Origin of the sequence: Flavihumibacter sp., assembly GCF_036676075.1 — a bacterium.
GTDB lineage: Bacteria > Bacteroidota > Bacteroidia > Chitinophagales > Chitinophagaceae > Flavihumibacter.
On the sequence record NZ_JAKFDQ010000022.1, the window covers coordinates 360746 to 387488 of the forward strand.

The window sequence follows — 26743 nt, forward strand, 5'->3', positions numbered from 1 at the left end:
ATGAAAGCTATAACCAACCATCCAGGGAAAGTATTCATCACTGGCGCCGGTCCCGGTGATCCCCAGTTGATGACGCTTCGTGCGAAAGCGGTTCTTGAACTTGCTGATGTCATTTTATATGACAACCTGATCAACATGGAAATATTATCGTGGGCATCGGAAGGTTGCGAAAAAATATTTGTTGGAAAATTACCCTATTGTTCTGCAATCCGCCAGGAAACTATCAACGAATGGTTGGTAGAACATGCATTGAAAGGTAAGCAGGTGGTTCGTCTTAAAGGTGGTGATCCGCTAATATTTGGAAGGGGTGCAGAGGAAGCCTCCTTTCTAAAAGCTAATGGTATTGATTTCGAAATTGTTCCTGGCGTTACCAGCAGCCTTGCTGCCGGCGCCTATGCCGGCATCCCTTTAACCCATCGGGATGCTTCCCAGAGTGTTATGTTCGTAACCGGGCATACAAAAAAGGGTAAAAAGACCGGACTGAATTTTGACTGGCCTTTGCTGGCGGCATTTGATGGAACGATTGTGTTTTATATGGGTGTAAAAAATATTGGAAATATTGCAACTGCACTTATGGAGGAAGGGAAGAGCCCTTCAACTCCGGTTGCAGTAATAGAAAATGGAACTTTATTGAACCAACGGGTAATTTCCGGAAATTTGTCAGGCATCGAAGCATTGGTTGCAGAGGCTTTAGTTGGTACACCTTCCCTCATAATTGTGGGCGAGGTAGTAAAATACCACCAGGAGCTTAACTGGTTTGCAGCACAACAGCAATTATTTAAACAACAAATCGCCTGATTAAAAAAATTTTATGAGCCTAACGCACGGGTATATACTAAGTTCATCAGTTCCGAGAAAAAAACAGGTCATCGATTTTGCCCAGGAACTTATTGATTTCCTTTTCCCCGTGGTGGAAAATGAAAAAACCTATGAACTACGACATAATAAAAAACAGGCAGCCCTAAGTAATCAACTGCTGGAAATACTGTTTGCTTTCAGTGAGTCATATGAACTGGAAGGGGAGGAAGCAATAAGTAACCAGTTTTTTGATTCTCTTCCCAAGATAAAAGAAGAACTGCTGGAAGATGCTAATGCCCTGCTTCAATTTGATCCGGCGGCAAACTCCATTGAAGAAGTGGTACTTACCTATCCTGGATTTATGGCTGTTACTGCCTACCGGATCGCCCATGTTCTTTGCAGGTTACAGGTTCCACTAATGCCAAGGATGATATCCGAATGGGCGCATTCAATTACAGGTATCGATATCCATCCCGGCGCTACCATTGGGGTTCCTTTTATGATAGATCATGGAACAGGTGTGGTGATAGGAGAAACGTCAATCATTGGAAAGAATGTAAAGATCTACCAGGGCGTAACAATCGGTGCGCTTGCAGTGAAAAAGGAGGAGGCTGAAGTAAAAAGACATCCCACCATTGAAGACAATGTTATTGTTTATGCCAACAGTACAATACTTGGTGGAAAAACAATTATCGGGCGCGATAGTATAATAGGAGGAAACTGTTTCGTCACAGAATCGGTACCTGCACAAAGCATGGTTTATCACCAGCCTATCATAACTGTCAAGAATAAAAAAGATTTTACAGAACCCCTGAACTGGGTGATATAAACATAAACTCTCAAACTCTATTAAACTATGCTGGCAAAAAACATTCTCGAAACGATAGGAAATACTCCACATGTTAGGATTAACAGGCTGTTTGGCGACAAACACAATGTTTATATCAAGCTCGAAAGAAGCAACCCGGGTGCAAGTATAAAAGACCGGATCGCACTTGCTATGGTTGAAGATGCAGAGGAGAAAGGTATCCTGCATAAAGACAGCGTAATTATTGAACCAACATCCGGTAATACAGGAATAGGATTGGCAATGGTGGCGGCGGTGAAAGGTTATAAACTCATTCTTGTAATGCCTGAAAGTATGAGCATTGAAAGGAGACGACTCATGAGTCTTTATGGTGCAAGTTTTGAACTCACACCCCGCGAAAAAGGAATGAAGGGTGCCATTGAAAGAGCAAAAGAACTGGTGGCACAAACTACCCATGCCTGGATGCCGCAGCAATTTGATAATCCGGCTAATACAGAAGTACATCGCCAGACTACCGCACAGGAAATTATTCGCGACTTCCCGAACGGTATTGATTATCTCATTACTGGTGTGGGTACAGGCGGGCATATCACCGGTTGTGCAGAAATACTGAAAGAAAAATTCCCAAACCTTAAGGTGTTCGCAGTTGAACCTGAATTGTCACCTGTATTAAGCGGTGGATCCCCTTCTCCCCATCCATTACAAGGGATAGGAGCGGGCTTTGTTCCTTCAATTCTCAATGTTGAGATTCTTGATGGCATAATTGGCGTTGGTAAAGAAGAGGCATTCCAGTATACACAGCGTGCTTCTAAGGAAGAAGGTCTTTTCATGGGAATATCAAGTGGTGCATCACTGGCAGCAGTTGCAAAGAAACTCGCAGATATTCCTGAAGGTAGTACCGTCCTTACTTTTAACTATGATACCGGTGAACGCTATTTGTCGATCGATGGACTGTATTGATTAATATATCATCTCAATAGTATTTATATTTTCAATGGATCTTATACAATTAAATAAAGAACTCTCATCTCTCTCTGCTGAAGACAGGCTTGCATACATTTGCCCGCTTTTTTCGGATGGATTGGTTTTTTCCACTTCACTCGGCCAGGAAGACCAGGTTATTACATTCCTTATCGCAAAACAAAAGCTTCCTATCGAAATTTTTACACTCGATACGGGCCGCCTTTACCAGGAGTCGTATGACCTTCTTGACAGAACTGTTGCGCGTTATAAGATACCTGTTAGGGTATACTTTCCTGATGCTGCAAAAGTGGAGGCCATGGTATATGAAAAAGGTGTAAACAGTTTTTATGAATCTGTTGAAAACAGAAAGGAATGTTGTTTCCTAAGAAAGGTAGAACCGCTTAATCGTGCATTGCTTGGCGCCAAAGTTTGGATAACAGGCTTGAGGGCCGAACAAAGTGAGAACAGACATAACCTGGAGTTTGCGGAGTTTGATGAAAACAGGCAGCTGTTGAAATTGAATCCATTGCTCGACTGGTCCTACGAGGATATGTTGCAATTCATCACAGAAAATAATATTCCCTATAATCCATTGCATGATAAGGGTTTTCCCAGTATAGGCTGTGCCCCCTGTACAAGGGCAATTGAACCCGGAGAAGATATCAGGGCAGGCAGGTGGTGGTGGGAAGCATCGCAAAAAGAATGCGGGCTACACCAGGAAAAGATCCCGGCCAATAAACAGGTTAATTAAATTTTAGCATCAGTAAGAACATCAACATGTCGAAATTATCACCCATACCCGCTTTTCCCAGGATGCTGGAAGATGAAAGCATCTATATTTTGCGGGAAGTGGCGGCGCAATTTGAAAATCCAGCCCTTCTATTCAGCGGAGGAAAGGACTCAATTACACTTGTACGCCTTGCCCAGAAAGCATTCTGGCCAGGCAAAATTCCTTTTCCACTATTGCATGTGGATACAGGACATAACTTCCCTGAAACAATTGAATTCCGCGACCGTCTTGTTAAAGAAACAGGAGCTGATCTTGTCGTGAGATATGTGCAGGACAGTATAGACGCTGGTAAAGTAAAAGAAGAGTCGGGTAAGTATGCCAGCAGAAACGTATTGCAGACCGTCACGCTCCTCGATGCAATTGAAGAATTTAAGTTCGATGCATGTATTGGCGGTGCCCGGCGTGATGAAGAAAAAGCAAGAGCAAAAGAGCGCATCTTTTCTGTACGTGATGATTTTGGCCAATGGGATCCAAAGAAACAAAGGCCGGAATTATTTGATATGCTGAATGGTCGCATCAATATAGGAGAGAACGTAAGGGTATTCCCCATTAGTAACTGGACTGAATTAGATGTGTGGACCTATATCAAAGAAGAAGAACTGGAGATCCCATCAATTTATTTTACCCACCAGCGCCAGGTAATTGAAAGAGATGGAATGATCTGGCCGCATAGTGAGTTCCTGAATACCTCCGCGGAAGAAATTCCATTTGAAGAAACAGTCCGTTTCCGTACTGTTGGTGATATGACCTGTACCGCAGCTGTTGCTTCGAGCGCTAACAATATAGATGATATCATTCGCGAAATCCTCTCTGCCAAGATATCTGAAAGAGGCGCCCGTATGGATGACAAAAGGAGCGAAGCTGCAATGGAACAGCGTAAGAAAGAAGGTTATTTTTAATTGTTACTAATGCCCAATACAAGCACCAATAACCTTTACCCGGTTTTCCTTAAACTCGATCAGCTTCGTGTGTTGGTGGTAGGTGGCGGATATGTAGGAGAAGAAAAACTAAACTCCCTCCTGAGAACATCTCCTGATGCCACCATCACCCTTGTTGCTATTGAAATAAGTGAGGCAATCAGAACTATGGCAGAAACGCATGCCGGACTTCAATTGGTGCAGAAAGCCTTTGAAAGCAGTGACCTTATTGAAAAAGATATTGTTATTGCCGCTACTAATGATAAGCAACTTAATGCTTCGGTGAAACAGGCTGCGGCAGAAGCCGGGGTGCTTGCGAATATTGCTGACACACCCGATCTATGCGATTTTTACCTGGGCAGTATTGTCAATAAAGGAGACCTGAAAATCGCCATAAGTACCAATGGGAAATCTCCCACTGTTGCTAAGAGACTGAAGGAATTGTTCAATGATTCTATTCCGCCGGAGATGGACCAGGTACTCAACAACATGCAGGAACTGCGACTGCGCATGAACGGTAGTTTCAGTGATAAGGTTAAACAACTCAATGACATCACCAAAGTGCTGGTTGCTGATAAACAACCGGCAAGGGTTAACGAGGAAAGAAAATGGAAATTAATTGCCTCCCGCATGATCTGGCTTTTTGCCGCAATGATTGTGGGGCATATACTTCTTTCTTCTGTTCCGCTTCCTCCCATTCCTGAACTATGGGGTGTTGCCAAAGAATATGTAAACCAACAATTCCTGCTTTTTATGCTTGCCGGTTTCCTCGCACAATTGGTAGATGGACTGCTGGGAATGGGTTATGGTGTAACCTCTGCAACCTGTTTGATCACAGCTGGAGTTAATCCTGTTTCAGTGAGTGCGGCCATCCACACCTCAGAAATATTTTCCGCAGGCGTAAGCGGATACAGCCATTATCGTTTTGGTAATGTGAACAAGAAACTATTCAAGCACCTGCTTATTCCAGGCGTACTTGGTGCAATCCTTGGCGCAGCAATGCTGGTGTTCTTAGGTGAGCATGCAGGTCAATGGCTGATGCCGATCATAGCGTTTTATGCCATGTTCCTTGGATTCAAAATATTCAGCAGGGCCTTCCAGCCAACAAATATTAATGTGAAAGTAAAACGCGTTGGATGGCTTGCAGGCGCAGGTGGTTTCCTCGATTCTTTCGGCGGCGGTGGATGGGGTCCTATCGTAACCAGTACCCTGATCTCTAAAGGCAGAAGTCCAAGATTTACCATTGGTACCGTAAGTTTAACCGAATTTTTTATCACCATGGCAAGTGCGGCAACTTTCTTTTTCACCGCCGGTATCGGGCACTGGCCCGTGGTGGTAGGGTTGTTACTTGGTGGAACTATTGCCGCGCCCATTTCAGCAAAACTTGCAGGAAAACTTCCCGCAAAAACAATGATGATTGGGGTGGGGATTATTGTAATGATCTGGAGTATACGCCTGATCATAAAATCATTTGTATAAAAGAATAAAAACTTAATATGGATATTGTTAGAATAGCAACCGCAGGCAGTGTTGATGATGGAAAGAGTACCCTTATCGGTCGGCTGCTTTTTGAAACCAACAGCATCACCCAGGATAAACTGGAAGCTATTGAAAAAGCAAGTAAGCGCAGGGGTGTTGATTATACCGACCTGTCCCTTCTTACTGACGGCCTTATAGCTGAACGCGAGCAGGGTATCACGATAGATGTTGCCCATATTTATTTCTCAACACCTTCCCGCAAATACATAATTGCGGATACTCCCGGTCACTTTGAATATACCCGCAACATGATCACCGGGGCCAGTAACGCACAGGTCGCAATAATATTGATCGATGCACGCAACGGGATCGTAGAGCAAACCCATCGCCATTTCTATATCACCCAATTGCTTCGCATACCCTATGTTGTTGTATGCGTTAATAAAATGGACCTTGTGAATTATTCGGAAGAACATTTTAATAATATCCGTGAACAATTCGAATCACTATTCTCAAAAGCGAATTTTAAAGAGCAGCAGTTGCAATTCATACCTGCATCTTCACTCTATGGCGATAATATCTCAAAACGTTCCGATAACTTTCCCTGGTATGATGGTACGGCGCTACTCGAATACCTGGAAAACATTGAATGGCATTCACAGGAGATCCGCTATCCTGCCAGGTTCCAGGTTCAATATGTTATCCGGCCCAAATCTGAGCAGTGGCACGACTTCCGTGGCTTTGCCGGTAAACTTACCTGTGGCACCCTGAAAAAAGGAGATACCATTGTTGCCTTGCCATCCCTACAGGAATCTACCATTGAAAGTATTCTTCGATTTGAAAAAGAAGTTGACTCAATTGAGGCTGGCGAAAGTGTAACCATTACCATGTCGAGCGAAATTGATATCAGCAGGGGTGATATGATTGTTCGGAAAGACCAGGTTCCCGAGCAAATGAAAGAAATTTCCGCCCAGGTATGCTGGCTCGATCATACACCGTTAAAAGCCGGCAGAAGCTATCTGCTTCAGCATGGAAGTAACCGTGTTAAAGCAAAAGTCACCAATCTCTTCAGCAGTATAAATGTGATCGATTATAAGACCATTGACGGCATCGAAGAAATAGGCCTGAATGAAATCGGGTATGTATCCATCAAAACCGCCCGCCCGGTTAGTGCCGACAAATATGTCAACAACCGGCATAACGGCAGGTTCATCCTGATCGATGAAGGCTCCAACAGCACGGTAGGGGTTGGTTTTATCAGCTAACGAGTTTAGGTGTCTGACACATGTTCGAACATATATCGAACATGTGTCAGACACCTTCCTTATTTTTGTCGGAATCAATAATCCGGCAATGGCAGAAAAGATCATCGAATTACAGAATGCAAATATATACCAGGGTGATAACCTCATCCTGCAGGATGTTAATATCAGTATCCACAGAGGTGAATTTGTTTACCTGGTAGGAAAAACAGGTACCGGAAAATCAAGCCTCCTCAAAACTTTGTACGGTGACCTCACCCTGAAAGAGGGAGAGGGCTCGGTAGTAGGATTCAACCTCAAAGAAATGGACTGGAAAAAAGTTCCTTTCCTTCGACGTAATCTCGGCGTGGTTTTCCAGGATTTCCAATTACTGACCGACCGCAACGTAAATGAGAATCTCAAATTTGTTCTTCGCGCTACAGGATGGAAAGATGATAAACTCATGGATGAAAAGATTTCCGATGTTCTGGAAAAAGTGGGATTGAAATCAAAAGGTTTCAAAATGCCTTTTGAAATGAGCGGTGGTGAACAACAAAGGGTCGATATTGCAAGGGCACTACTTAATTCACCAAAATTGATACTTGCTGATGAACCAACCGGCAACCTCGATCCGGAAACATCTGATGAGATCATGCAACTACTGTTTCATATCAGTCGCGATTTCGGTGCGGCAGTTGTAATGGCTACCCACGATTATGTAGTGATCCGTAAATACCCTGCAAGAACACTTAAAACAGAACGTGGACGGGTGGAAGACAATGCTACTGTAGGAATGCAATAAGCTTTTTTACATTTCCGGCATTGTTATAATGCTCATTCAATACATTTTTTCGCAAGTTTATTTCCTCCTCGCCAAATGGGAGATGGAATAACTGTTGTACAATGCGCTGCATGGCTGCCGCTGTTTCTGCAATATGACAAAGCGGCCCGAGTGGTGTTCCATCAACAGCAGCATCATTCACCACACAATGCCTGCCATTATAAAGTGCATTGAGAAGTTTTAACTTCACCCCTGTTTCATTAAATGAGGGAAGAATATTGACCTGGGCCTTGGCTATAAGATCGTCCAGTTCACGCTCTTCAGGATTTGCAACAAGGCAGGTATGGGTGCGGAGATGTGCCAGCCTTTCCATGCGGGAAGAAGGATTTTTTCCTGCTATCACCAACGGTATCTTCATCTCGTCAAATACATTATTAAGTAACCATTCTACCGCCTTGATATTCTCTGCAACATCAAGGTTTCCATGGTACAAACAAAATGAACCAGCCCCCTCAGAGGATCTTATTTGCTGGTGGGGAAGGAATACCGGAACAGTCATGACCTGCCTGGCATTAAACTTCTCCTTATAATAACGGGTATCCTTATCTGAAAGTGAAAGTATAGGTAACCTATCCGCAATTTTTGCTTCGTATGAGCATAACAGTCTGCTTTCATTCAGGTAATAGGCTTTTTTTGCCAGCGACCTTTCGTGTTTACTTAATTGTTTATAATACCTGCTTTCCACATTGAATAATCGGAGTACCATTTTTCTTTTACTGAAACGTTCATCCTGCAAAAGGAATGTACAATGAACTCCCTGCAGCAAAATGGGGTAGTCGTCTTCTGCCAGCCGGTTTAGCAATTCCGGATTTGACCTTGACGCTACCATATAGGGTAAACTGAATGAAAAACCTTTATGCCCTTCCTGCCTTTCATAGTAATGTACTTCCCTGCAGTATTTGTTTAATTCAGGCTGACGTCCCCTGCCATAATCAAAGCAATGGAGAATTATTCCAACACCCGCTTCATGCAGTGCCTTAATAGAAGAGAAGATATCGATCACGCCACCATAATCAAGCGGATATGGAACATCGTGACTAATTATATGTATGATTCCAGGTTCAGGCACCAATTGAAAATATATTTTGATAAAATCGGGAAAGAATAATTTCTTCCTGTTGCCAGCACCATTTTTCACGCATTACCAAACAGTTCTCCTGCAATTTTCTATAGGATGAACCATCTGCCAGGGTTTTGTTGATCAAATCAGCCAGCACAACAGGATCATTACTATCCACAAGAACAGCAACAGGGGCTATATTGTTTAATTGGCGGTAAACAGGGAAGTCTACACATATTTGTGGAGTGGCTCCATGGAGATAATCAAAGAAGCGATTTGCGAGCGACAAATAGTTGCTTAACCCGTTATTTTCAAATAAGGTAAATCCGAGTGATGCATTTGCTGTAATTGTTCTCAGGTATTCAGGTAAGTATTTACCCTTAAAAATTACTTTATCCTGCAGATTATATTTTGCCACCAGCATTTTTACCTGTGGCATAAAGTTTCCATCCCCACAAATCCAAAGAGGAAGATCAACCCACTGCATGGCCGGTATAAGGGTTTCAAAATTTCGTCCCTCATTTACAGCACCCTGGTATAAGAGGTATGGTTCCTTTTCCAATGAAAAACTATTCTCCACCAATACCGGCACATTCCGGATCACCTCATAAACAACCCCATAATCATTTTTGAAAATCTGCGCTATCGGAGCATTCACTGTATATCCTAATGGGAAACGCGGTACATATTTTTTTTCCACCCATTTCCATATCCGGAAAATAGTTGGCCTGCTCACAACCTCCTTCATCTCACAAAAAAGCTCATGGGCGTCATATACCCTTTTTTTGTTTCTGATGCGCGACGCATAATAAACGGGGATAATAGTATCGAGGTCGATAGCACCCATCAGGTCGGCCCACTGAAAAAGCAACCATATAAATAACCGCAGATTATATTCCAGGTAAAACAACTTCCCTTTTGAAAAAAAGAGCCGGAATCTTTTCTGTTTGAATACCTGTGCAGAAAGGGGGGGAGAGGATTTTGTTGAAAAACCTACCAGCATAACATCATAACCTGCCTGTTGCAGACTGGTGCAGATCCTTTGCATTCGCTGGTCAAACACAAGGTCGTTCGTTACTGAAAAGATGAGTTTTTTCTTACCCATTAATATTCCCTCCGGGTTGCCGCATGATGCCATAGATATCTTCAATCAGCTCCACCGATAGAATTCCTTCCGCCGGGTCCATGTACTTGTAGGAATCATCCTGGAGTGAATCGATCATCGCTTTATAAACAAGATTATGATTACTCATACTGCCCTGATAAGATCCATAATCATTGGCCGCGGCCGCCAGTGGCAATTCAGGGAACGCTAAGCCCTCCACCGCAAAATGGGTCAGTTCATTCAAATAAGTTCCACCAATCCTTACCGTTCCCCTGTTGCCAAAGAGGGCAAGCGATCCTTCCATATTTTCGCGCCATGCATTCAGACTATACTGGATGGTTCCTGTCGCCCCATTCTCCATTTCCAATACTACCTGTCCCTCATCCTCAAATAAAATATCAGGATGCGAATAATTATTCCCCGATGCATGAAGGATCCGCCCTGGCTTACCAAGGAACCAGATGAGCAGGTCAATAAAATGGCTGAACTGGGTGTAGAGGGGTCCGCCATCCAGATCAAGGCTACCCCGCCAGGGTGAAGACGCAAAATAGGAGATGCTTCGGTTCCAGAAACAATTGAGCTGAAAACCATGGATATCACCAAGGGCCCCTTCATCCAGCAATCCTTTTATATAGGTGACCGGTGGGTTAAAACGGTTCTGCTTCACAACGAAAAGGCGCTTACCGGCTTCTTTGGCTGCTTCAACCATCAACCTGGCATCCGGGCCCGAAATAGCCATCGGCTTCTCACAAAGTACATGGCAGCCCGCCCTGAGGGCATCAATAGCCTGATATGCATGAAGCCCGGTTGGCGTGCAGATCACAACAATATCAGGCTTTTCCGCTGCCAGGAGTTCATCCATCTGACCATATCCGGGCACACCATATTGTAAGCAGAGATCAGTTAATTTTGCCGGGTCGGTATCGCATAAAGCCACCAGCCGCCCCATGCCGGCAGCTAGGCTGGCGTGTCGCCGGCCGATCTGGCCACATCCGATGATTGCATAACGATAGGGCATGGGCGTAGAATAAGGAGGCAAAATCCAAAAAAAATGGCATATTGAAAGCTAAATCTGGATATTTCCCTTAACTTTGCCGCCAATTTAAGCAGATTTAACTATTGGATGTTTCTTAAAAAAAGAAAAGATGTCTTATTTAACTAAAGAAAAAAAAGCTAACATTTTCACTGAATTTGGTGGCAACGCTGCAAATACAGGTTCTATAGAAGGACAGATCGCCCTTCTCACAGAACGTATCAGCTCTATCTCTAAACACCTGCAGGCTAACAAGAAAGATTTTTCTACTCACCGCGGACTGATGCAAATGGTAGGAAAGCGTAAGCGCCTCCTCATTTATATGAGCAAGCACAACCTGACTGGTTATCGCCAGCTGATTGAGAAACTCGGTATCAGAAAGTAAGTGAGCTGATGATATGATATAACTATTCCCAACTAATTTGAACGGTTGGGAATAGTTTTTTTGCATGCCATCTGTTTTTGTCTAACAGCATTTAAACCATAGCATTCTATGTTATCACAACCTATTAACGTCAGCTTCGATATCAGCAGTGGCCGCACAGTCACTATTGAAACTGGAAAGCTGGCTCGCCAGGCCGATGGTTCAGTTACCGTACGCCAGGGAAATTGTATTATCCTCGCTACCGCCGTCGCCAACAAAGAACCTAAAGAAGGTCAGAGCTTCTTTCCCCTCACAGTAGATTACCAGGAGAAATTTGCCTCTGCAGGTCGTATCCCCGGATCATTCTTCAAGCGCGAAAGCAAACTCAACGATTATGAAGTGCTTACCAGCCGGTTGATTGACCGTGCGCTTCGCCCTCTTTTCCCCGAAGACTATCTCTGCGATGTTCAGATCCTCGTTACCCTCATGTCGAGCGATCCTGAAGTTATGCCCGATGCTCTTGCATGCCTCGCTGCATCTGCAGCACTCGCTGTTTCAGATATTCCCATCCAGGAAAGTATTTCTGAAGTTCGTATCGCCAGGATCAACGGTGAGTTCGTCGTGAATCCTTACCGCTCTGAACTCGCTAAAGCTGATATGGATTTCATCATCGCTGCCACCGAAAAGAATATCATGATGGTGGAAGGCGGTTCTAAAGAGTGTTCGGAAGAAGATCTTATCCGTGCTATTGAACTCGCCCATGAAGCAATCCAGGTGCAGGTTAAAGCCCAACTCGAACTTCGTGCACTCAAGGGCGTTACTACCAAGCGTGAATATGCGAAACCTGTTCTCAATGAAGAATTGAAAGCTAAGGTTGAAGCATTCGCAAAAGATAAGGTTTACGCAGTTGCAAAAGCAGCCCTTGCAAAACATGATCGCAGCGATAAGTTTGATGCCATCGGTGTTGAACTGATGGAACACCTGAAAGCTGAATATAATGTTGAAGAAGGTGGAAGTCTTGATGACACCATCAAGAAGCAGGCAAAGAATTTCTATGCCGACCTTCAATACTATGTTGTTCGTGATATGATCCTGAACGACCGTGTTCGTCTTGATGGCCGTGGCCTTGAAGATGTTCGTCCGCTGGCCATGGAAATTGATGTATTGCCTTCTCCGCATGGAGCTGCCCTCTTTACCCGTGGTGAAACACAATCAATTACTACTGTTACCCTCGGTACGCCGCTCGACGAATTACTCGTTGAAAGCGCAGCCACATCTGACTATACCAAATTCATCCTGCATTATAACTTCCCTCCATTCTCAACCGGTGAAGTGAAGATGATGAGAGGTCCGGGCCGCCGCGAGGTTGGTCATGGTGCCCTTGCCATGCGCTCCTTAAAGCAAATGATGCCGGGTGATGATTTCCCTTACACCGTTCGCGTGGTAAGTGATATCCTGGAATCGAATGGTTCTTCTTCCATGGCTACTGTATGCGCAGGTTCACTTGCCCTCATGGATGCCGGTATCCCAATGCCTAAACACGTATCTGGTGTTGCAATGGGACTGATCACCAAGGAAGGAAAGTTTGCCGTACTTACTGATATCCTGGGCGATGAAGATCACCTAGGTGATATGGACTTTAAAGTGACCGGTACCCGCGATGGTATCTGTGGTGTACAGATGGATATTAAGGTTGATGGCCTTAGCATGGATATCATGCGCCAGGCTCTCATGCAGGCCAACCGTGGTCGCATGCACATCCTTGATGCCATGTATGCAACAATCGACAAAGCTCGCGAAGATGTTAAACCTCATGCACCACGCATGGTTAAACTCTTTATCGATAAAGAATTCATCGGTGCAGTGATCGGACCAGGTGGTAAAGTGATCCAGGAAATGCAGCGTGAAACAGGTACTACCATCAATATCGAAGAGAAGAATAACCAGGGCGAAGTAAGCATCTTTGGTACCAAGAAGGAAAATGTTGATAAGGCAGTCAACTGGATCAAGGGTATCGCCTCCCAGCCAACTGTTGGAGATGTATATGAAGCAACTGTTAAGAGCATCCAGCCTTATGGCGCTTTTGTAGAGTTCCTTCCCGGCAAGCAGGGCTTGCTCCACATTTCTGAAGTAAGCTGGAAACGACTTGAAACACTGGAAGGTGTTCTGAAAGAAGGGGATATGGTTAAGGTTAAACTGACCGGTACCGATCCTAAATCTGGTAAATTCAAACTGAGCCGTAAAATTCTGCTCCCCAAGCCGGAAGGCCAGGGCAACTCAAGGCAGGAATATGGCAACGATTAAATTTTAAGATTAACAACCAAAACCCCGATCATTGGTCGGGGTTTTTAATTAGCGCCATATGAGCAATAGCTATCAGCAGGTATCCATTGCTGTTACTAATGAAGAACAGAAAGATATTGTCCTGGCCCTGATGGCCGACGCAGGTTTTGAAGGATTCGTGGATGAACGTTCTGTTTTAAAAGCCTTTATTCCATCCACCAATTTTGAACCTGCGATGGTAGAGGAGATCCTGCAGCCGTTAGGAGTAAAATGGGAAACGGAAACAATAGAACAGCGCAACTGGAATGCCGAATGGGAAGCAGGTTTTGAACCTGTTGTGGTGGATGGATATTGTGCCATCAGGGCCGATTTCCATGAACCTGTTAACGGTGTTACGCATGACATTATCATCACGCCAAAAATGAGTTTCGGAACAGGCCATCATGCAACCACTTATATGATGGTGGAAGCAATGCGTTCCATCGATTTTGATGGCAAAAAAGTGCTTGATTTCGGAACCGGTACAGGGATACTCGCAATACTTGCTGAAAAGATGGGTGCAGCATCTGTAAAGGCCATTGATAATGATGCGTGGAGCATTGAAAACACCGGGGAAAATATTGCTCGTAATGGTTGTTCTAAGATAGAAATACAATTGACAGATAGCATTCCTGTTTCAGAAACATATGATATTATTCTTGCAAATATAAACAGGAATGTTGTTTTATCACAGTTGGGCGAAATGGTGAAACACAGTGCTGCAGGCAGTTTCATAGTGATCAGCGGCTTATTGCAATCTGATGGTTCTGATCTCCTGTCTGCAATAGAAGAGCATTCACTTACGTTAATTAATAAGCTGGAAAGAAATAGCTGGTTATGCTGGGAGCTTGTTGTTAAAGAAACAAACAGATGAATTTTTAATAGCCTGTTTTCCCTATTTTTGAAATCCAACTTAAACACTACATGAAAGAGGCTTTGCTGATATTATTGGCCTATTGTATCGGCTCTATACCTACCGCAGTATGGGTAAGTAAACATTATTTCGGTATTGATATACGCGACTATGGAAGTGGTAACGCTGGTGCTACCAACACCTTCAGGGTTCTGGGTTCAAAATGGGGTACGCTGGTAATGGTCATTGATGTGCTCAAAGGATTTCTTGCTGTTAAACTCTCTTTACTGGTTCCCTATTATTTTGAAAACGATATAGCCTTTACCAATCTTCAGCTTGGATTAGGAATGGCGGCAGTACTTGGACATGTATTTCCGCTCTGGGCCGATTTCAAGGGGGGCAAAGGTGTAGCAACCCTTTTTGGATTGGTGATTGGGATCTCTCCCTGGACGGCCCTTGGATGTTCAGGAGTTTTTTTACTGGTGCTTTATCTAACGCGCTTCGTGTCCTTAAGTTCTATTCTCGCCAGTGTTGCTTTCCCGGTTTTTATTCTCATCATTTTCAATGTTGATAATCACGCCTATCGTGTATTCGCCATCGTTGTGGCATTACTGGTAATTCTCACGCACCAGAAAAACATTACCCGTTTGTTAAGGGGTAGTGAAAGCAAGGTTCCCATCCTGAAATATCGCGACCGCCGACGCAAACGCCGGCTTTAACTTCTTCTTTTTGAGTGGTTTAACGTCTTCTTCTGTAATTTTACAGTGGTTGGTATAAGAATTGAATACATAACCTGTAAACCCGAATAGCATGAAGAAGATTTTAATAGCCGCTGCTTTTGCTACCAGCATCGTATCCTGTAGCAAAAATCCCATCACTGGCAGAAACCAGTTAGCACTGGTACCTGAATCACAGGTGCAGGCGATGGCAGTAGAACAATACCAATCATTCCTCTCGCAGAATAAAGTTGTTAGCGCCTCCGCAAGCAAAGATGCCGAGATGGTAAGAAGGGTAGGACAGCGTATTGCCAACTCCGTTACCAAATTTTACAGCGAGAAAGGCCTTTCTGAAGAACTGGCAGGTTTCAAATGGGAATATAATCTGGTTGATTCTAAAGAAGTAAACGCATGGTGTATGCCGGGCGGGAAAATAGTAGTGTATACCGGCCTTCTGCCTGTTACACAAAACGAAGCTGCTCTGGCAGTGGTTGTTGGACACGAAGTTGCACACGCACTTGCACACCATGGTAGTGAGCGTATGAGCCAGGGACTATTACAGCAGCTTGGTGGCGTTGCCCTTGCAGTTGCCATGAGTAGTAAACCGGCTGAAACCCAGAACCTGTTCATGAATGCTTATGGTATTGGAACAACCTATGGTGTGATGTTACCATTTAGCCGCAGCAATGAATTAGAGGCCGATAAGCTGGGACTTATCTTTACAGCCTTATCTGGTTACAACCCACAGGAAGCAGTTCCTTTATGGCAGCGTATGGCAGCACTCAACAAGGGTCAGCGTCCGCCTGAGTTTGCCAGCACTCACCCGGCAGAAGAAACAAGGATCAGGCAGTTGCAGAAGATGATGCCTGAAGCGATGAAATATTACAAGCCCATGGGCAGATAATTAATGATTTACCCTTATATAACAAGGTCCCATCGCATGGCGGTGGGATTTTTTCATGGTTTTAATTGCCATAGCGCCCGAATTTTTGTAAATTTGCCTCCCGCTATAATTATCTCTTCAGTTAATTTAGACCAGGTATGACGCAGACTTTATTCGAGAAACTCCAATACAAAGAAGAAAAAAATCTGCTAATCCAGGGATTACCATCATCCATCGAGAAGCAATTCAGTAAGCTGACCTTTGCAAAAAATGTTACCCCACTCCTGAAGAGCAGGAGGATAGATTTTGCCTTGGTTTTTGCCATCAACGAAAACCAGTTGAACGGTATTCTCCAGGATGTTCTCCCTGCTCTCCATGAAGAATCAAAACTCTGGATCGCCTATCCCAAAACCACCAGCAAGATCGTTTCTAATCTCAACCGCGATTGTAGCTGGAATATGGTGGTAAGCGCCGGCTATGAAGGTGTACGCCAGGTGGCCCTCGATTCAGTTTGGAGCGCACTCCGTTTCAAAAAATGTGAGCAGATCAAAGCTATGGCCAGGGCTTCCGCTAATGGTGGACTGCCAGCTGAAACGGAAGGTGTTGATTTCAAAAATCGAACTGTTGAAATTCCTGAAGCCCTGCAGAAACAACTCACTCTCAAGAAGCATAAAAAGGCCCTGGAACATTTTGAGAAACTTTCCTTTACCAACAAAAAGGAATACGTTGAATGGATCACCAGCGCCCGTAAAGAAGAAACAAAACAGAATCGACTCTCTGCTACGGTTGAAAAATTAATGGCAGGAAAAAAGAATCCGGCAGAAAAATAAGCCGGTCTCAGGTTCTTCCTTATTGCAAGCATTTTTGAGAGAGTTGCCGGATAACTGTAAACCTTAATCTCTCAAAAATGAAAAAATCAATCTTGTCCATCTGGCTGTTGCTGCTATCTATCAGCCTATTGCTTGTTTATTGCAAGGGTAAGAATCAGGAATCTGCCAATGCAATCAATAGTATAGAAAATTTACGCAGAGGGGATATTGTCCTATGCGGCCCCGACCAACGCCAGCTTGGTAAAACAGACTTCAGTTTCTCCTGTTCTGAAAAGGCACGCGATACCTTCAATATGGGCCTTGCCCTACTTCACTCCTTTGAATATAGTGAGGCAGAAAAAGCTTTTGTAAAAGTGCTGGAGAATGACCCTGACTGCGCTATGGCCTACTGGGGAATTGCAATGGCCAATTTCCATCCGCTTTGGGCTGCTCCTAATAAAGAAGAATTACAAAAAGGAGCCAGGGCTAGCTCTATCGCCCTTAACCTGAAAGGAAGCAATAAAAGGGAACAAGCCTATATAGAAGCCATCCATACATTCTTCAACGGGCATGAAGAGCTTAAACATGCCGCAAGGGCAAAGCAGTATGAACAGGCAATGGAAAAGATCTACCTCGAATACCCTGAAGATAAAGAGGCAGCAATTTTATACACCCTAGCCCTTGATGCTACAGCTGATCCTAGTGATAAAACTTATACCAACCAGAAAAAAGCTGGTGCAATTCTCAATAAACTATATCCTGGCAGGCCCGATCACCCAGGAGTTGTTCATTATATCATTCATAATTATGATTATCCCGAGCTCGCACCATTGGGACTTGAGGCTGCCCGCAAATATGCATCCGTAGCGCCTTCATCGGCCCATGCACTGCATATGCCTTCCCATATTTTCACCCGCATGGGTTTGTGGGATGAATCTATACAATCGAACCTTGCTTCTGCAGCGGCCGCAAAATGCTATGCAGAAGCACTTGGTGCCAATGCACACAATGACCAGGAACTTCATGCCATGGATTACCTGGTCTATGCCTATCTGCAAACCGGACAGGAACAGAAGGCAAAAGAACAAATCGATTATCTCCGTTCCATGAAAAGTATGTTCCCCGAAGGCCAGACCTCAACCTATGCGATTGCGGCTATGCCGGCCCGTTATGTGCTGGAACTTCGAAACTGGAAAGAAGCCGCATCGCTTGACACTACCACAACTTTATTTGATATGGATAAGTACCCATGGAGTAAAGCCATACTTCATTTCACACGGGTTTTGGGAGCGGTGCATACAGGCAATATTGTTGCTGCAAAAAAAGATCTTACCTCATTGGAAAAACAGCATGCCCGACTGGTGAAATCAGGGGATGAATATAAAGCCAACCAGGTACTGATCCAGGTTAAAATGGCAAATGCATGGATCCAATTTGCAGAAGGTGATAAAGAAAATGCCTTAGCAGGCATGCAGGCTGCAGCAGAACTCGAAGAGAAAACAGGAAAGCACCCCGTCACACCAGGAGAGGTGATCCCGGCAAGAGAATTACTTGGTGATATGTTACTGGCTGCAGGTAAAAATGAAGCGGCGCAGGAGGCTTATAAAGCGAATCTTAAGAGAACACCCAACAGAAAAAACAGCCTTAGTGGTGCTTCTATTGCTGCCAACCGGTCAGGAGCCGTTGCCCTTCATCGACCATGAATAAACAGGAAGCTTACCGAACAATAACCGTCCCCAGATGACGGAGTAATTCGCGCTCCATATCTTTCAATGCTTTGTGGGTAGCCAATAAATTGAGCTGCTCTTCGGGTGAGTGCGGCACTCCCAGATCCTTTTGGTTTTCATCGATCATTCTTTTGATCTTCCTCAACTTTAAATACCCCAGCGTAGAGATCACTTCCTGCTTATAGGAATCTTCTCTTGAACTGACCGCCATCTCAAACTTGTCTTTCCATTTATCACTTAACTCATAAGGGAACTCCAGCAGTGAAACCACCACCGCACTTAACTCCTGGTTCTCATGATAGAAAAAATTCTTTGCTGTGGGCTCAAGGCCTGCATCATACCAAAGCTTATAGGTATTGATCACCTCAAGCAATTTCTTATTATCAAACAGATCATCCTCCACGCATTCACTGAAAATATGGTCTGCCACTTTAGTTGTATCATCCCATTGCATACTTCCAAATTCAATGAGCGCACGCACAACAGCCCTTTCCTGTAATTCATCTTTCAGCAACAACTGAAATCCTTCATCAGATGCCGAACCATCAAAATCCATCGGCGGCGGCATCTCATCATTGGAATAGGCCTGTTCAGAAAACTGTTTGCTCTCAAACTTATTCACCTTTTCCCGGATAAATTTATTCACCAGGTTGGTAAATCCACTTTCTTCTATTTGCAGCAATTCCGAACATTGACGGATATAATCCTGCTGCCGCGTGAAATCTTCCGCCTTATTGATCCTTGATAATGTTTCTGCCATCTGGTTCACTACCGCCGCCTTCTTCTGGCTGTCGGTGCCAGCATCTTTCAACGCTACCTCCAGCTGGAAAATGATAAAGTCCTTCTTATTCTCTGCAACAAAATTCCTGAATGCTTCAGCGCCTACCTTGTTTACATAACTGTCGGGATCTTCCTTGTCGGGTATCAGTACCAGCTTTACATTCAGCCCTTCTTCAAGGGCCATATCCAGTCCCCTTAAAGCTGCTTTAATGCCCGCTGCATCGCCATCGTAGATGATAGTCAGATTATTGGTGTACTTGCGCACCAGCCTTATCTGCTCAGTAGTAAGAGATGTTCCTCCACTGGCAACAACATTTTCAATACCGGCCTGGTGCAGTGATATCACATCCGTATAGCCTTCCACCAACAGGCACTCCTCAAACTTATCGATCACCTGCCTTGCAAAAAACATCCCGTAAAGAATGCGGCTTTTGATATAGATCTCGTTCTCCGGTGTGTTGATATATTTTGGTGCCCGATCATTTTTCTTAATGATCCGCGCACCAAATCCAATGACCTTACCCGTGGTATTATGAATAGGAAAAATGATCCTTCCCCGGTAATTGTCTACCAGCTCTTCATTGCGTAAAGCCACCAGTCCCGATTTAACCAGCAGCTCCCGGTTATATTGTTTGGATAGCGCCTCCGTCACAAATGCATTGCGCGATTCCTTGCAATAACCCAATTGAAATTTCTCAATAATGGCTTCATTGAAACCCCGCTCCTTAAGATAACTGAGCCCGATATCCTGCCCCTCCTCATCATGCAAAAGCACTTCCGAAAAATACTTCTGCGCAAATCCATTCAGGATATAGAGACTGTCGGCAACCTGTTGTTGTGCTTTTACCTCAGCACTCACCTCAGTTTCTTCCACCTCCACATTATAGCGTTGCGCCAGCCACTTCAAGGCCTCCACATAACTATACTTTTCATGCTCCATCACGAAGCTGATGGTATTGCCGCTTTTACCACAGCCAAAACACTTGTAGATCTCCTTATTGGGTGACACAGTGAAACTGGGTGACTTCTCGTTATGAAAGGGACAGAGGCCCAGGTAATTTGTTCCTCTCTTTTTAAGCTTAACAAAACTGCCCACCACATCAATAATATCAATGCGACTGAGGATCTGTTGTATAGTGGCCTGTGTGATCATGAAGGAAGGGCAAATTACGTAGAGATGAAGAGATCAGGAAATGTAACCTTAAATTTGCACCTCAAACTACAAACCATGATTCCTTACTGGCTTTCAAGAACAGAATTATTGCTGGGTGATGAACCGGTAAAGAGTCTTATGAACAAACATGTGCTGGTGGTTGGACTCGGTGGTGTTGGAGGCATATGCAGTGAAATGATCGCTAGGGCAGGAGTAGGGCGGATGACAATTGTTGATGGCGACAAAGTAGATCTTAGCAATTGTAACCGGCAGATCCCTGCGCTTCATTCAACTGCCGGCAAGCCCAAAGCGGATATCATGGCAGAAAGATTGAGGGATATCAATCCGGATATCAGCCTCACCGTAATTCGTGAACATATTGAAGGGGAAAGAATTCGCGAGATCCTCACAGCAGGCGACTATGATTTTGTGGTGGATTGTATTGACACCCTCTCACCCAAAGTAGCGTTTCTGCAATGCTGTGTTGAACTGGCACTTCCCGTTGTGAGTTCACTGGGTGCAGGGGGAAAGGTTGATCCGCTTCAGGTAACGATAACGGAAATTGAAAACACCCATCAATGCAATCTTGCCAGGTATGTTCGAAAGAGACTGAACAAACTCGGTATCCGAAGTGGTATCAAGGTTGTTTTCTCCCCTGAAATAGTTGACCAAAGCAGGATCATTGAAACAGAAAAAGCTTACCCCAAAAAATCACTGATCGGCACCATCAGTTATATGCCAGCCATTTTTGGTTGCATGTGCGCCAGTGTTGTGATCAGGGAACTTTATGGCAGCGCCGTTACTGAAGAACCTGCTTCAATTCATCAAGACTAACAAGTCCTTGTTTCTGCCATAACTGCTTTCCATCCTTATACACAAAAAAATGGGGGAGCCCTTCCACCTTCATGTATTTCATCACATCTGTATTGATGCCGCCATCAATCTTCTGCAGGCTGAATTTTCCTTCCAGCTCTGTTTGTAATTGAGCCAGCACGGGTTCCATCTTTCTGCAGGGAGGGCACCAGGAAGCACCGAAATCAACCAGTACAAGTCCCGGCTGATTAATAAGCTGCTGGTATTCGGAGGTACTCATCTGGCTGGTAGATTTTTCGCCCGTTACTTTTTTCCCATCCCGCTTCCATTTATTCAATCCACCCGTGAGTTCATAAACCTTGTATCCGTTTGAACGCATTAGCTCAGCCGCCTCCCCACTTCTTGCCCCAGATGCACAATAGATCATCACCGGCCTGCTTTTATCAAGATGACGGGTACGTTCTTCAAATTCTTTTTTATCAAGCCAGTTGGCCTGCATGGCCTGGGCTATATAACCCGACTTAAATTCACCTGCAGTCCTCACATCTAAAATCTGCACGGTTTTATCCTGCAGCCTTCCTTCAAAGGCAGCAGGGCTGAGGCGGTATTCAGTTTGCGCAGCTGTTTGGCAACTCCATGTCATCAATGCAACGAAAAGCAAAAATACAAGCCTTGTCATAGTGGTAGCTGATTGATTTCTATTACAAATTTAGTGCGATGTTTCAGTTCTTCCATCACATTAAAGATTATCGGGCAACGGCCATAATGCATCAGCAGCCCAAACATCCTTTTGCTGAAACCAGATTCATCTAAATGAGGGAATGCCCTGCAGCCTTCAAAGCGATATTCATATACAGAACATTTATTATCCTCCAGAAAATGACAGGGGATCGTATTGATAACGAATTGTCCTCCCTGGCTTTCTTCGAGGTAAGCCGCTTTAACTTCTTCAGGATTCCGTTGCAGGTGCTGCGCAAGGGGCAATATCTCTTCCTCGCTTACATTGATCATCAGGCTACGGCAGCAATTGCCACAGCTGGTACAATCGATGAAGGGCTCAACAGATTTATTGATCTCCTGCACCATGCCATCCACATCGCCGGGATAGTTGCGGATAAAATCACGGAAGGCTTCATTCTCCTGCAGCCGCTGGTCGGCAGCAAGAGATATGACAGCAAGATCTTTCACCAAAGGCAGGAGATCAGTCATCCTCTTCCTCCCAGTCTTCCTCAACCCCTTCCTCAACTTCCTCTTCCTCCTCTTCTTCATAGAGGGAAAGGATAGCAGCGGCACTGTCATAATCCAGCTCCTCGATCACCTCGAAAATGGTATCGGTGCGGAGCTTCCAGAAGTCTTCTTCAACCTGCCCGAAACTTCTTAATAAAATACATTTATCAGTAAGTGCCAGTACAGAGATCATTTCGATATCTGTATCAGCATCTCCTTTCACCAGGTAAAAATTACCCGGCTGTAGTTCGGAATAGGTTGCCATATATGAATTTTTAGAAAATCATTTGTTACTCTTCTCCATCCTCGTAAAAGGCATCCTCACTATAATAAGTGGTCTGAAATTCTTTTACCTTATCATCTGATAACAGCTCGAGAATCTCATGGATGGGGTCCTGCTTCTTCTTCCATTCCGTGACCTCGGTTTCACCAAATCGTGTGATAAACATGCAATAATCTGTATGCATGTTCACTTTGATCAATGACACCGGTCCGTCCACATTCTCCTGGATCAGATAATAACAACTCGTTTCCAACAAGGAATAGCTATACATACTCTACAATTTTTCAACAATTAAAAACTAATAACGGGTTGTAAATCAGCACTTAATGGGTTAGTAGCTTCGGCATAAGCGGACAACATTTGCGGGTTAGTATCTGGTCGTTGCCCTCCTTAAAAAACCGAGGCGGACATCAAAAATAAGATTATTCCCCGAGCTGCAAAACAAGATGGGTTAAAGCACCCAAATTTAAAATACCCTTAACCAAAGCTGATTGATTATCAATATTATACATATGTACCCCGATTATCCACAACAGTGCAAAAACAGTTGACTTAAACCTGGCAGTCCTTTCTTTATATTTGCCAGCTTGAGATAGGCAAGGAGTTGAAAAAAGACAATTATGGCAGATTTAATTAAGCAGGTTGAATATACTGAGGACTCCATCCGTAGCCTCGACTGGCGGGAGCATATCCGCCTCCGCCCGGGTATGTATATCGGTAAACTCGGCGATGGCAGCAGTGCCGATGATGGTATCTATGTTTTACTTAAAGAAGTGCTCGACAACTGTATCGATGAACATACCATGGGTTATGGCAGGCAGATTGAGCTGAATATAAAAGATAAAACGGTAACCATCCGCGACTATGGCCGCGGCATTCCGCTCGGTAAAGTGGTTGACGTGGTGAGCAAGATCAATACCGGGGCGAAATATGACAGCAAGGCCTTCCAGAAAAGTGTGGGACTGAACGGCGTGGGTACCAAAGCGGTAAATGCCCTGAGTGCCTATTTCAAGGTCACAGCCTTCCGTGAGGGTAAAGAGAAAACGGCTGAGTTTGAAAGGGGAGTGCTGGTAAAGGAATTCAAGGAAGCAGCCTCCAAAGAAAACAACGGTACCCTGGTGAACTTTATTCCGGATGATACCGTATTCCGGAACTTCCATTTCCAGGAAGAATATATCGAGAACCTGCTCTGGAATTACTGTTACCTCAACGCCGGACTTATCATCCTGTTCAATGGTAAGAAGTTTGTGAGCAAGAATGGACTACTCGACCTCCTGCAGCGCAAGACCAATGAAGATGAACTCCGATACCCCATCATCCATCTCAAGGGTAATGATATTGAAGCAGCCATCACTCATAACAATGATTATGGCGAGGAGATCTTCAGTTTTGTAAACGGGCAGTTCACCACCCAGGGCGGTACCCACCACCAGGCATTCAGGGAAGGCTTCGTGAAAGTGATCCGCGATTTCTATAAGAAAGATTATGAAGCCTCCGACATACGGGCAAGTATAACCGCTGCCATCTCTGTCCGAGTGGTAGAGCCGGTATTTGAATCGCAGACAAAAACCAAGCTGGGATCACAATACGTTGAAGAGGGCGGACAAAGTATGAAGGTGTTTATCTATGAATTCCTTTCAAAGGAGCTGGATAACTATCTCCATAAAAACCCCTCTACGGCAGAAGCTCTTAAGAAACGTATCGAGCAGAGTGAGCGCGAGAGAAAGGAACTGGCAGGCATTAAAAAACTGGCGAATGAAAGAGCCAAGAAAGCGAACCTGCATAATAAGAAACTCCGCGATTGTCGCTATCATTATAACGAAGAACCTACCGGCAAAGGCAAAGAGGCCCTCGTTCAGAAACAGCAGGAAAGCACCATCTTCATTACTGAAGGTGACTCGGCCAGCGGAAGTATCACTAAGGCAAGAAATGTAGAAACACAGGCGGTATTCAGTTTGAGGGGAAAGCCTCTGAACTGTTTTGGTCTCACCAAGAAAGTGGTATATGAAAACGAAGAATTCAACCTCCTGCAGCATGCACTTAATGTAGAAGATGGAATCGAAAACCTTCGCTATAACAATATTGTTTTCGCCACCGACGCAGACGTTGACGGTATGCATATCAGGTTATTGCTGATGACCTTCTTCCTGCAGTTTTTTCCCGACCTCGTTAAGAACGGCCATGTCTATATTCTGGAAACACCATTGTTCAGGGTGAGAAACAAACAGGAGACCATCTATTGTTATGATGAAACCGAAAAGCAGGCAGCTATAAAGAAGCTGGGCGGCAAACCAGAGATCACCCGCTTCAAGGGACTGGGAGAGATCTCGCCCGATGAGTTTGCCCGTTTTATTGGCGTTGATATGAAGAAGCAACCTGTGCTGGTTCTTCCCGAAACCCATGTACAGCAATTGCTGGAATATTATATGGGGAAGAACACTCCGCAGCGGCAGGACTTTATCATCGATAACCTGAAGGTGGAGATTGACCTGGTGGAAGAAACAGAAGAGAGTATAAAGAAGTAATAAAGATCTAAAACAAGAAATAGTCGAGTACATGATCCATATCGTTTTCAACGAAGCAGATATTGAAGTGTTGAAGCAGGCCATCGCTTTAGATGAAAGTCTGCAGGGTGAAGTGGTGCAGATCAAAGATGATTATGCCGTGGGGCCACTGGAAAATATTTACCTCGGAGAAGGAAGGGAAGCCCGCAATGCCTGGTGGCGCGAAGTGCTGGCAGGCGGCGATTATGATGGCAAGGCCGATTCAAGTGAAGTGGATGACCTGAAAACAGCCGCGGAGATAGTGGGCAAAATGCGTCGTGATGCCGATGAAGTAATCTGGATCTGGGCTGCACAGAATAAACATGATGTGAGTGGATATTACTGGTTGCTTCATTTCATGAAGGAGTTCCAGGGAAGGGTCTATATCCTCTACCTGAATAACCTTCCTTTCCTGAATGAAAAGGGGCAGTTGTTTTACCCTACCTGGCTGCATACCATCCCACCAAAGGAATTCCTGAAAGCAAAAAAACTAAGTCGCCCTATCACCTTATCTGAATTTGAAGTTGATCCGGATGAATGGACCAGGCTTTCCAATGAAAATAAAGGTGTGCGGATCCTGGAAGGGGGCAAGAAGCTGGTGCAGGCCGATTATGATTTCTATGATGCAGACTTGCAGAAGTTCATTACGACCGATTGGCAGAAGGCGAGCAGGATCATTAACCAGTTTCTCTCCAAAAACAAACATACTACCGGCGATGCATACATGCTATGGCGCTTGAAGTTGCTGATAGCCGGCGGCAATTATGATGTACAGGGAGAATTGAAGAATATGAAAGATTTCGAAGTAAAGCAACATAGTAACCAAACGGTGGAAACAGAAGGGTAAGCAGATGTTAAACAGCGTGCATCATATTGCAATCATTGCGGGGGATTATGAGCGGAGTAAAAAGTTTTACACCGAAATACTTGGGCTTCACATAATAGCAGAAGATTACCGCGAGGAAAGGGATTCCTGGAAACTGGACCTTGCACTCAACGGACAGTACATCATCGAGCTGTTTTCATTTCCCGGCGCACCAGCAAGGCCTTCGAGGCCGGAAGCCATCGGGCTGAGGCACCTGGCTTTTTCTGTGACAGACCTTGAACAGGAAGTTGCATCCTTAAGCAGTAAAGGTGTTAGCTGTGAAGCCATCAGGACAGATCCTTATACAGGGAAGAGATTTACTTTTTTCAGTGATCCGGATGGATTGCCATTGGAATTATACGAACTATAA

Annotated in this window: 27 protein-coding genes; 19 read left to right on the plus strand and 8 right to left on the minus strand. The window is 44.5% G+C overall.

Features of this window, described 5'->3' with window-relative positions; translation table 11 throughout:
• From cobA to V6M43_RS18145, 8 genes are read left to right on the plus strand one after another with little or no spacing between them, the layout of a single operon-like run.
• Window positions 1–798, plus strand: a complete 798-nt coding sequence (gene cobA / locus V6M43_RS18110; protein ID WP_332737763.1) for a uroporphyrinogen-III C-methyltransferase — start codon at window positions 1–3, stop codon at window positions 796–798.
• 13 nt (window positions 799–811) lie between these two features.
• On the plus strand, window positions 812–1627 hold the full coding sequence (epsC, locus tag V6M43_RS18115) for a serine O-acetyltransferase EpsC (RefSeq protein WP_332737765.1): 816 nt from the start codon (window positions 812–814) through the stop codon (window positions 1625–1627).
• A gap of 27 nt (window positions 1628–1654) precedes the next feature.
• Window positions 1655–2566 carry a cysteine synthase A gene (cysK, locus tag V6M43_RS18120; RefSeq protein WP_332737767.1) on the plus strand — a complete coding sequence of 304 codons (912 nt, stop codon included), beginning with the start codon at window positions 1655–1657 and terminating at the stop codon, window positions 2564–2566.
• Window positions 2567–2600: 34 nt separating this feature from the next.
• Window positions 2601–3320 (plus strand): phosphoadenylyl-sulfate reductase, encoded by a 720-nt coding sequence (locus V6M43_RS18125; protein WP_332737769.1) that lies wholly within the window; start codon window positions 2601–2603, stop codon window positions 3318–3320.
• A 26-nt stretch (window positions 3321–3346) separates the two neighbouring features.
• On the plus strand, window positions 3347–4258 hold the full coding sequence (gene cysD / locus V6M43_RS18130) for a sulfate adenylyltransferase subunit CysD (protein ID WP_332737771.1): 912 nt from the start codon (window positions 3347–3349) through the stop codon (window positions 4256–4258).
• A gap of 9 nt (window positions 4259–4267) precedes the next feature.
• Complete coding sequence (locus tag V6M43_RS18135) at window positions 4268–5755, plus strand: TSUP family transporter (RefSeq protein WP_332737773.1); 1488 nt, start codon at window positions 4268–4270, stop codon at window positions 5753–5755.
• Window positions 5756–5772: 17 nt separating this feature from the next.
• Window positions 5773–7020: a sulfate adenylyltransferase subunit 1 gene (locus V6M43_RS18140; RefSeq protein WP_332737775.1), complete on the plus strand. Its 1248-nt coding sequence runs from the start codon at window positions 5773–5775 to the stop codon at window positions 7018–7020.
• A 43-nt stretch (window positions 7021–7063) separates the two neighbouring features.
• On the plus strand, window positions 7064–7798 hold the full coding sequence (locus V6M43_RS18145; RefSeq protein WP_332737777.1) for a cell division ATP-binding protein FtsE: 735 nt from the start codon (window positions 7064–7066) through the stop codon (window positions 7796–7798).
• Here the strand turns inward: V6M43_RS18145 and V6M43_RS18150 are convergent.
• Genes V6M43_RS18150 through V6M43_RS18160 form a run of 3 tightly spaced genes read right to left on the minus strand, consistent with a single transcriptional unit; the run spans window position 7779 to window position 11020 of the window.
• Window positions 7779–8906, minus strand: coding sequence for a glycosyltransferase family 4 protein (locus tag V6M43_RS18150; protein WP_332737827.1), 1128 nt, complete (start codon window positions 8904–8906; stop codon window positions 7779–7781). The genes V6M43_RS18145 and V6M43_RS18150 overlap by 20 nt on opposite strands.
• Complete coding sequence (locus V6M43_RS18155) at window positions 8899–10002, minus strand: glycosyltransferase (RefSeq protein ID WP_332737779.1); 1104 nt, start codon at window positions 10000–10002, stop codon at window positions 8899–8901. Before V6M43_RS18155 ends, V6M43_RS18150 begins: the two co-directional genes overlap by 8 nt.
• On the minus strand, window positions 9995–11020 hold the full coding sequence (locus tag V6M43_RS18160; protein WP_332737781.1) for a Gfo/Idh/MocA family protein: 1026 nt from the start codon (window positions 11018–11020) through the stop codon (window positions 9995–9997). Before V6M43_RS18160 ends, V6M43_RS18155 begins: the two co-directional genes overlap by 8 nt.
• Window positions 11021–11147: 127 nt before the next feature.
• Between V6M43_RS18160 and rpsO the strand changes: the two genes are divergently transcribed.
• From rpsO to V6M43_RS18195, 7 genes are all read left to right on the plus strand, one after another.
• The gene (gene rpsO / locus V6M43_RS18165) at window positions 11148–11420 is read left to right on the plus strand and encodes a 30S ribosomal protein S15 (RefSeq protein WP_332737783.1); all 273 of its coding nucleotides are present in this window, start codon (window positions 11148–11150) and stop codon (window positions 11418–11420) included.
• Window positions 11421–11528: 108 nt separating this feature from the next.
• On the plus strand, window positions 11529–13703 hold the full coding sequence (locus V6M43_RS18170; RefSeq protein ID WP_332737785.1) for a polyribonucleotide nucleotidyltransferase: 2175 nt from the start codon (window positions 11529–11531) through the stop codon (window positions 13701–13703).
• Window positions 13704–13761: 58 nt separating this feature from the next.
• Window positions 13762–14595 (plus strand): 50S ribosomal protein L11 methyltransferase, encoded by an 834-nt coding sequence (gene prmA, locus V6M43_RS18175; RefSeq protein ID WP_332737787.1) that lies wholly within the window; start codon window positions 13762–13764, stop codon window positions 14593–14595.
• A gap of 50 nt (window positions 14596–14645) precedes the next feature.
• On the plus strand, window positions 14646–15293 hold the full coding sequence (plsY, locus tag V6M43_RS18180) for a glycerol-3-phosphate 1-O-acyltransferase PlsY (RefSeq protein WP_332737789.1): 648 nt from the start codon (window positions 14646–14648) through the stop codon (window positions 15291–15293).
• Window positions 15294–15384: 91 nt separating this feature from the next.
• Window positions 15385–16194 (plus strand): M48 family metallopeptidase, encoded by an 810-nt coding sequence (locus V6M43_RS18185; RefSeq protein ID WP_332737791.1) that lies wholly within the window; start codon window positions 15385–15387, stop codon window positions 16192–16194.
• 137 nt (window positions 16195–16331) lie between these two features.
• Window positions 16332–17003 carry a YdeI/OmpD-associated family protein gene (locus V6M43_RS18190; RefSeq protein ID WP_332737793.1) on the plus strand — a complete coding sequence of 224 codons (672 nt, stop codon included), beginning with the start codon at window positions 16332–16334 and terminating at the stop codon, window positions 17001–17003.
• 77 nt (window positions 17004–17080) lie between these two features.
• The gene (locus V6M43_RS18195) at window positions 17081–18685 is read left to right on the plus strand and encodes a hypothetical protein (RefSeq protein ID WP_332737795.1); all 1605 of its coding nucleotides are present in this window, start codon (window positions 17081–17083) and stop codon (window positions 18683–18685) included.
• Window positions 18686–18698: 13 nt separating this feature from the next.
• Here the strand turns inward: V6M43_RS18195 and dnaG are convergent, their stop codons facing one another.
• Window positions 18699–20642, minus strand: a complete 1944-nt coding sequence (gene dnaG / locus V6M43_RS18200; RefSeq protein WP_332737797.1) for a DNA primase — start codon at window positions 20640–20642, stop codon at window positions 18699–18701.
• A 24-nt stretch (window positions 20643–20666) separates the two neighbouring features.
• On the opposite strand from dnaG, the gene V6M43_RS18205 reads away from it, so the two are divergent.
• A complete protein-coding gene (locus V6M43_RS18205) occupies window positions 20667–21476 on the plus strand; it encodes a tRNA threonylcarbamoyladenosine dehydratase (protein WP_332737799.1) in 810 nt (269 codons plus the stop codon).
• On the opposite strand, the gene V6M43_RS18210 is transcribed toward V6M43_RS18205, so the two are convergent.
• Genes V6M43_RS18210 through V6M43_RS18225 form a run of 4 tightly spaced genes read right to left on the minus strand, consistent with a single transcriptional unit; the run spans window position 21442 to window position 23236 of the window.
• Window positions 21442–22134, minus strand: a complete 693-nt coding sequence (locus V6M43_RS18210) for a thioredoxin domain-containing protein (RefSeq protein ID WP_332737801.1) — start codon at window positions 22132–22134, stop codon at window positions 21442–21444. The genes V6M43_RS18205 and V6M43_RS18210 overlap by 35 nt on opposite strands.
• The gene (locus V6M43_RS18215; RefSeq protein ID WP_332737803.1) at window positions 22131–22664 is read right to left on the minus strand and encodes a YkgJ family cysteine cluster protein; all 534 of its coding nucleotides are present in this window, start codon (window positions 22662–22664) and stop codon (window positions 22131–22133) included. The genes V6M43_RS18210 and V6M43_RS18215 overlap by 4 nt, the downstream gene beginning before the upstream one ends.
• Window positions 22657–22947, minus strand: coding sequence for a hypothetical protein (locus V6M43_RS18220; RefSeq protein WP_332737805.1), 291 nt, complete (start codon window positions 22945–22947; stop codon window positions 22657–22659). The genes V6M43_RS18215 and V6M43_RS18220 overlap by 8 nt, the downstream gene beginning before the upstream one ends.
• Before the next feature lie 25 nt (window positions 22948–22972).
• A complete protein-coding gene (locus V6M43_RS18225) occupies window positions 22973–23236 on the minus strand; it encodes a hypothetical protein (RefSeq protein ID WP_039129137.1) in 264 nt (87 codons plus the stop codon).
• Between the two features lie 349 nt (window positions 23237–23585).
• Here V6M43_RS18225 and V6M43_RS18230 point away from each other — a divergent pair, with 349 nt between their 5' ends.
• The 3 genes from V6M43_RS18230 to V6M43_RS18240 are packed head-to-tail and all read left to right on the plus strand — an operon-like array spanning window position 23586 to window position 26743.
• Window positions 23586–25490 carry a DNA topoisomerase IV subunit B gene (locus V6M43_RS18230; RefSeq protein ID WP_332737808.1) on the plus strand — a complete coding sequence of 635 codons (1905 nt, stop codon included), beginning with the start codon at window positions 23586–23588 and terminating at the stop codon, window positions 25488–25490.
• A gap of 31 nt (window positions 25491–25521) precedes the next feature.
• Entirely contained in the window at window positions 25522–26355 is an 834-nt protein-coding gene (locus tag V6M43_RS18235) for a DUF1835 domain-containing protein (RefSeq protein WP_332737810.1), read from the plus strand.
• Window positions 26356–26371: 16 nt separating this feature from the next.
• On the plus strand, window positions 26372–26743 hold the full coding sequence (locus V6M43_RS18240; protein ID WP_332737812.1) for a VOC family protein: 372 nt from the start codon (window positions 26372–26374) through the stop codon (window positions 26741–26743).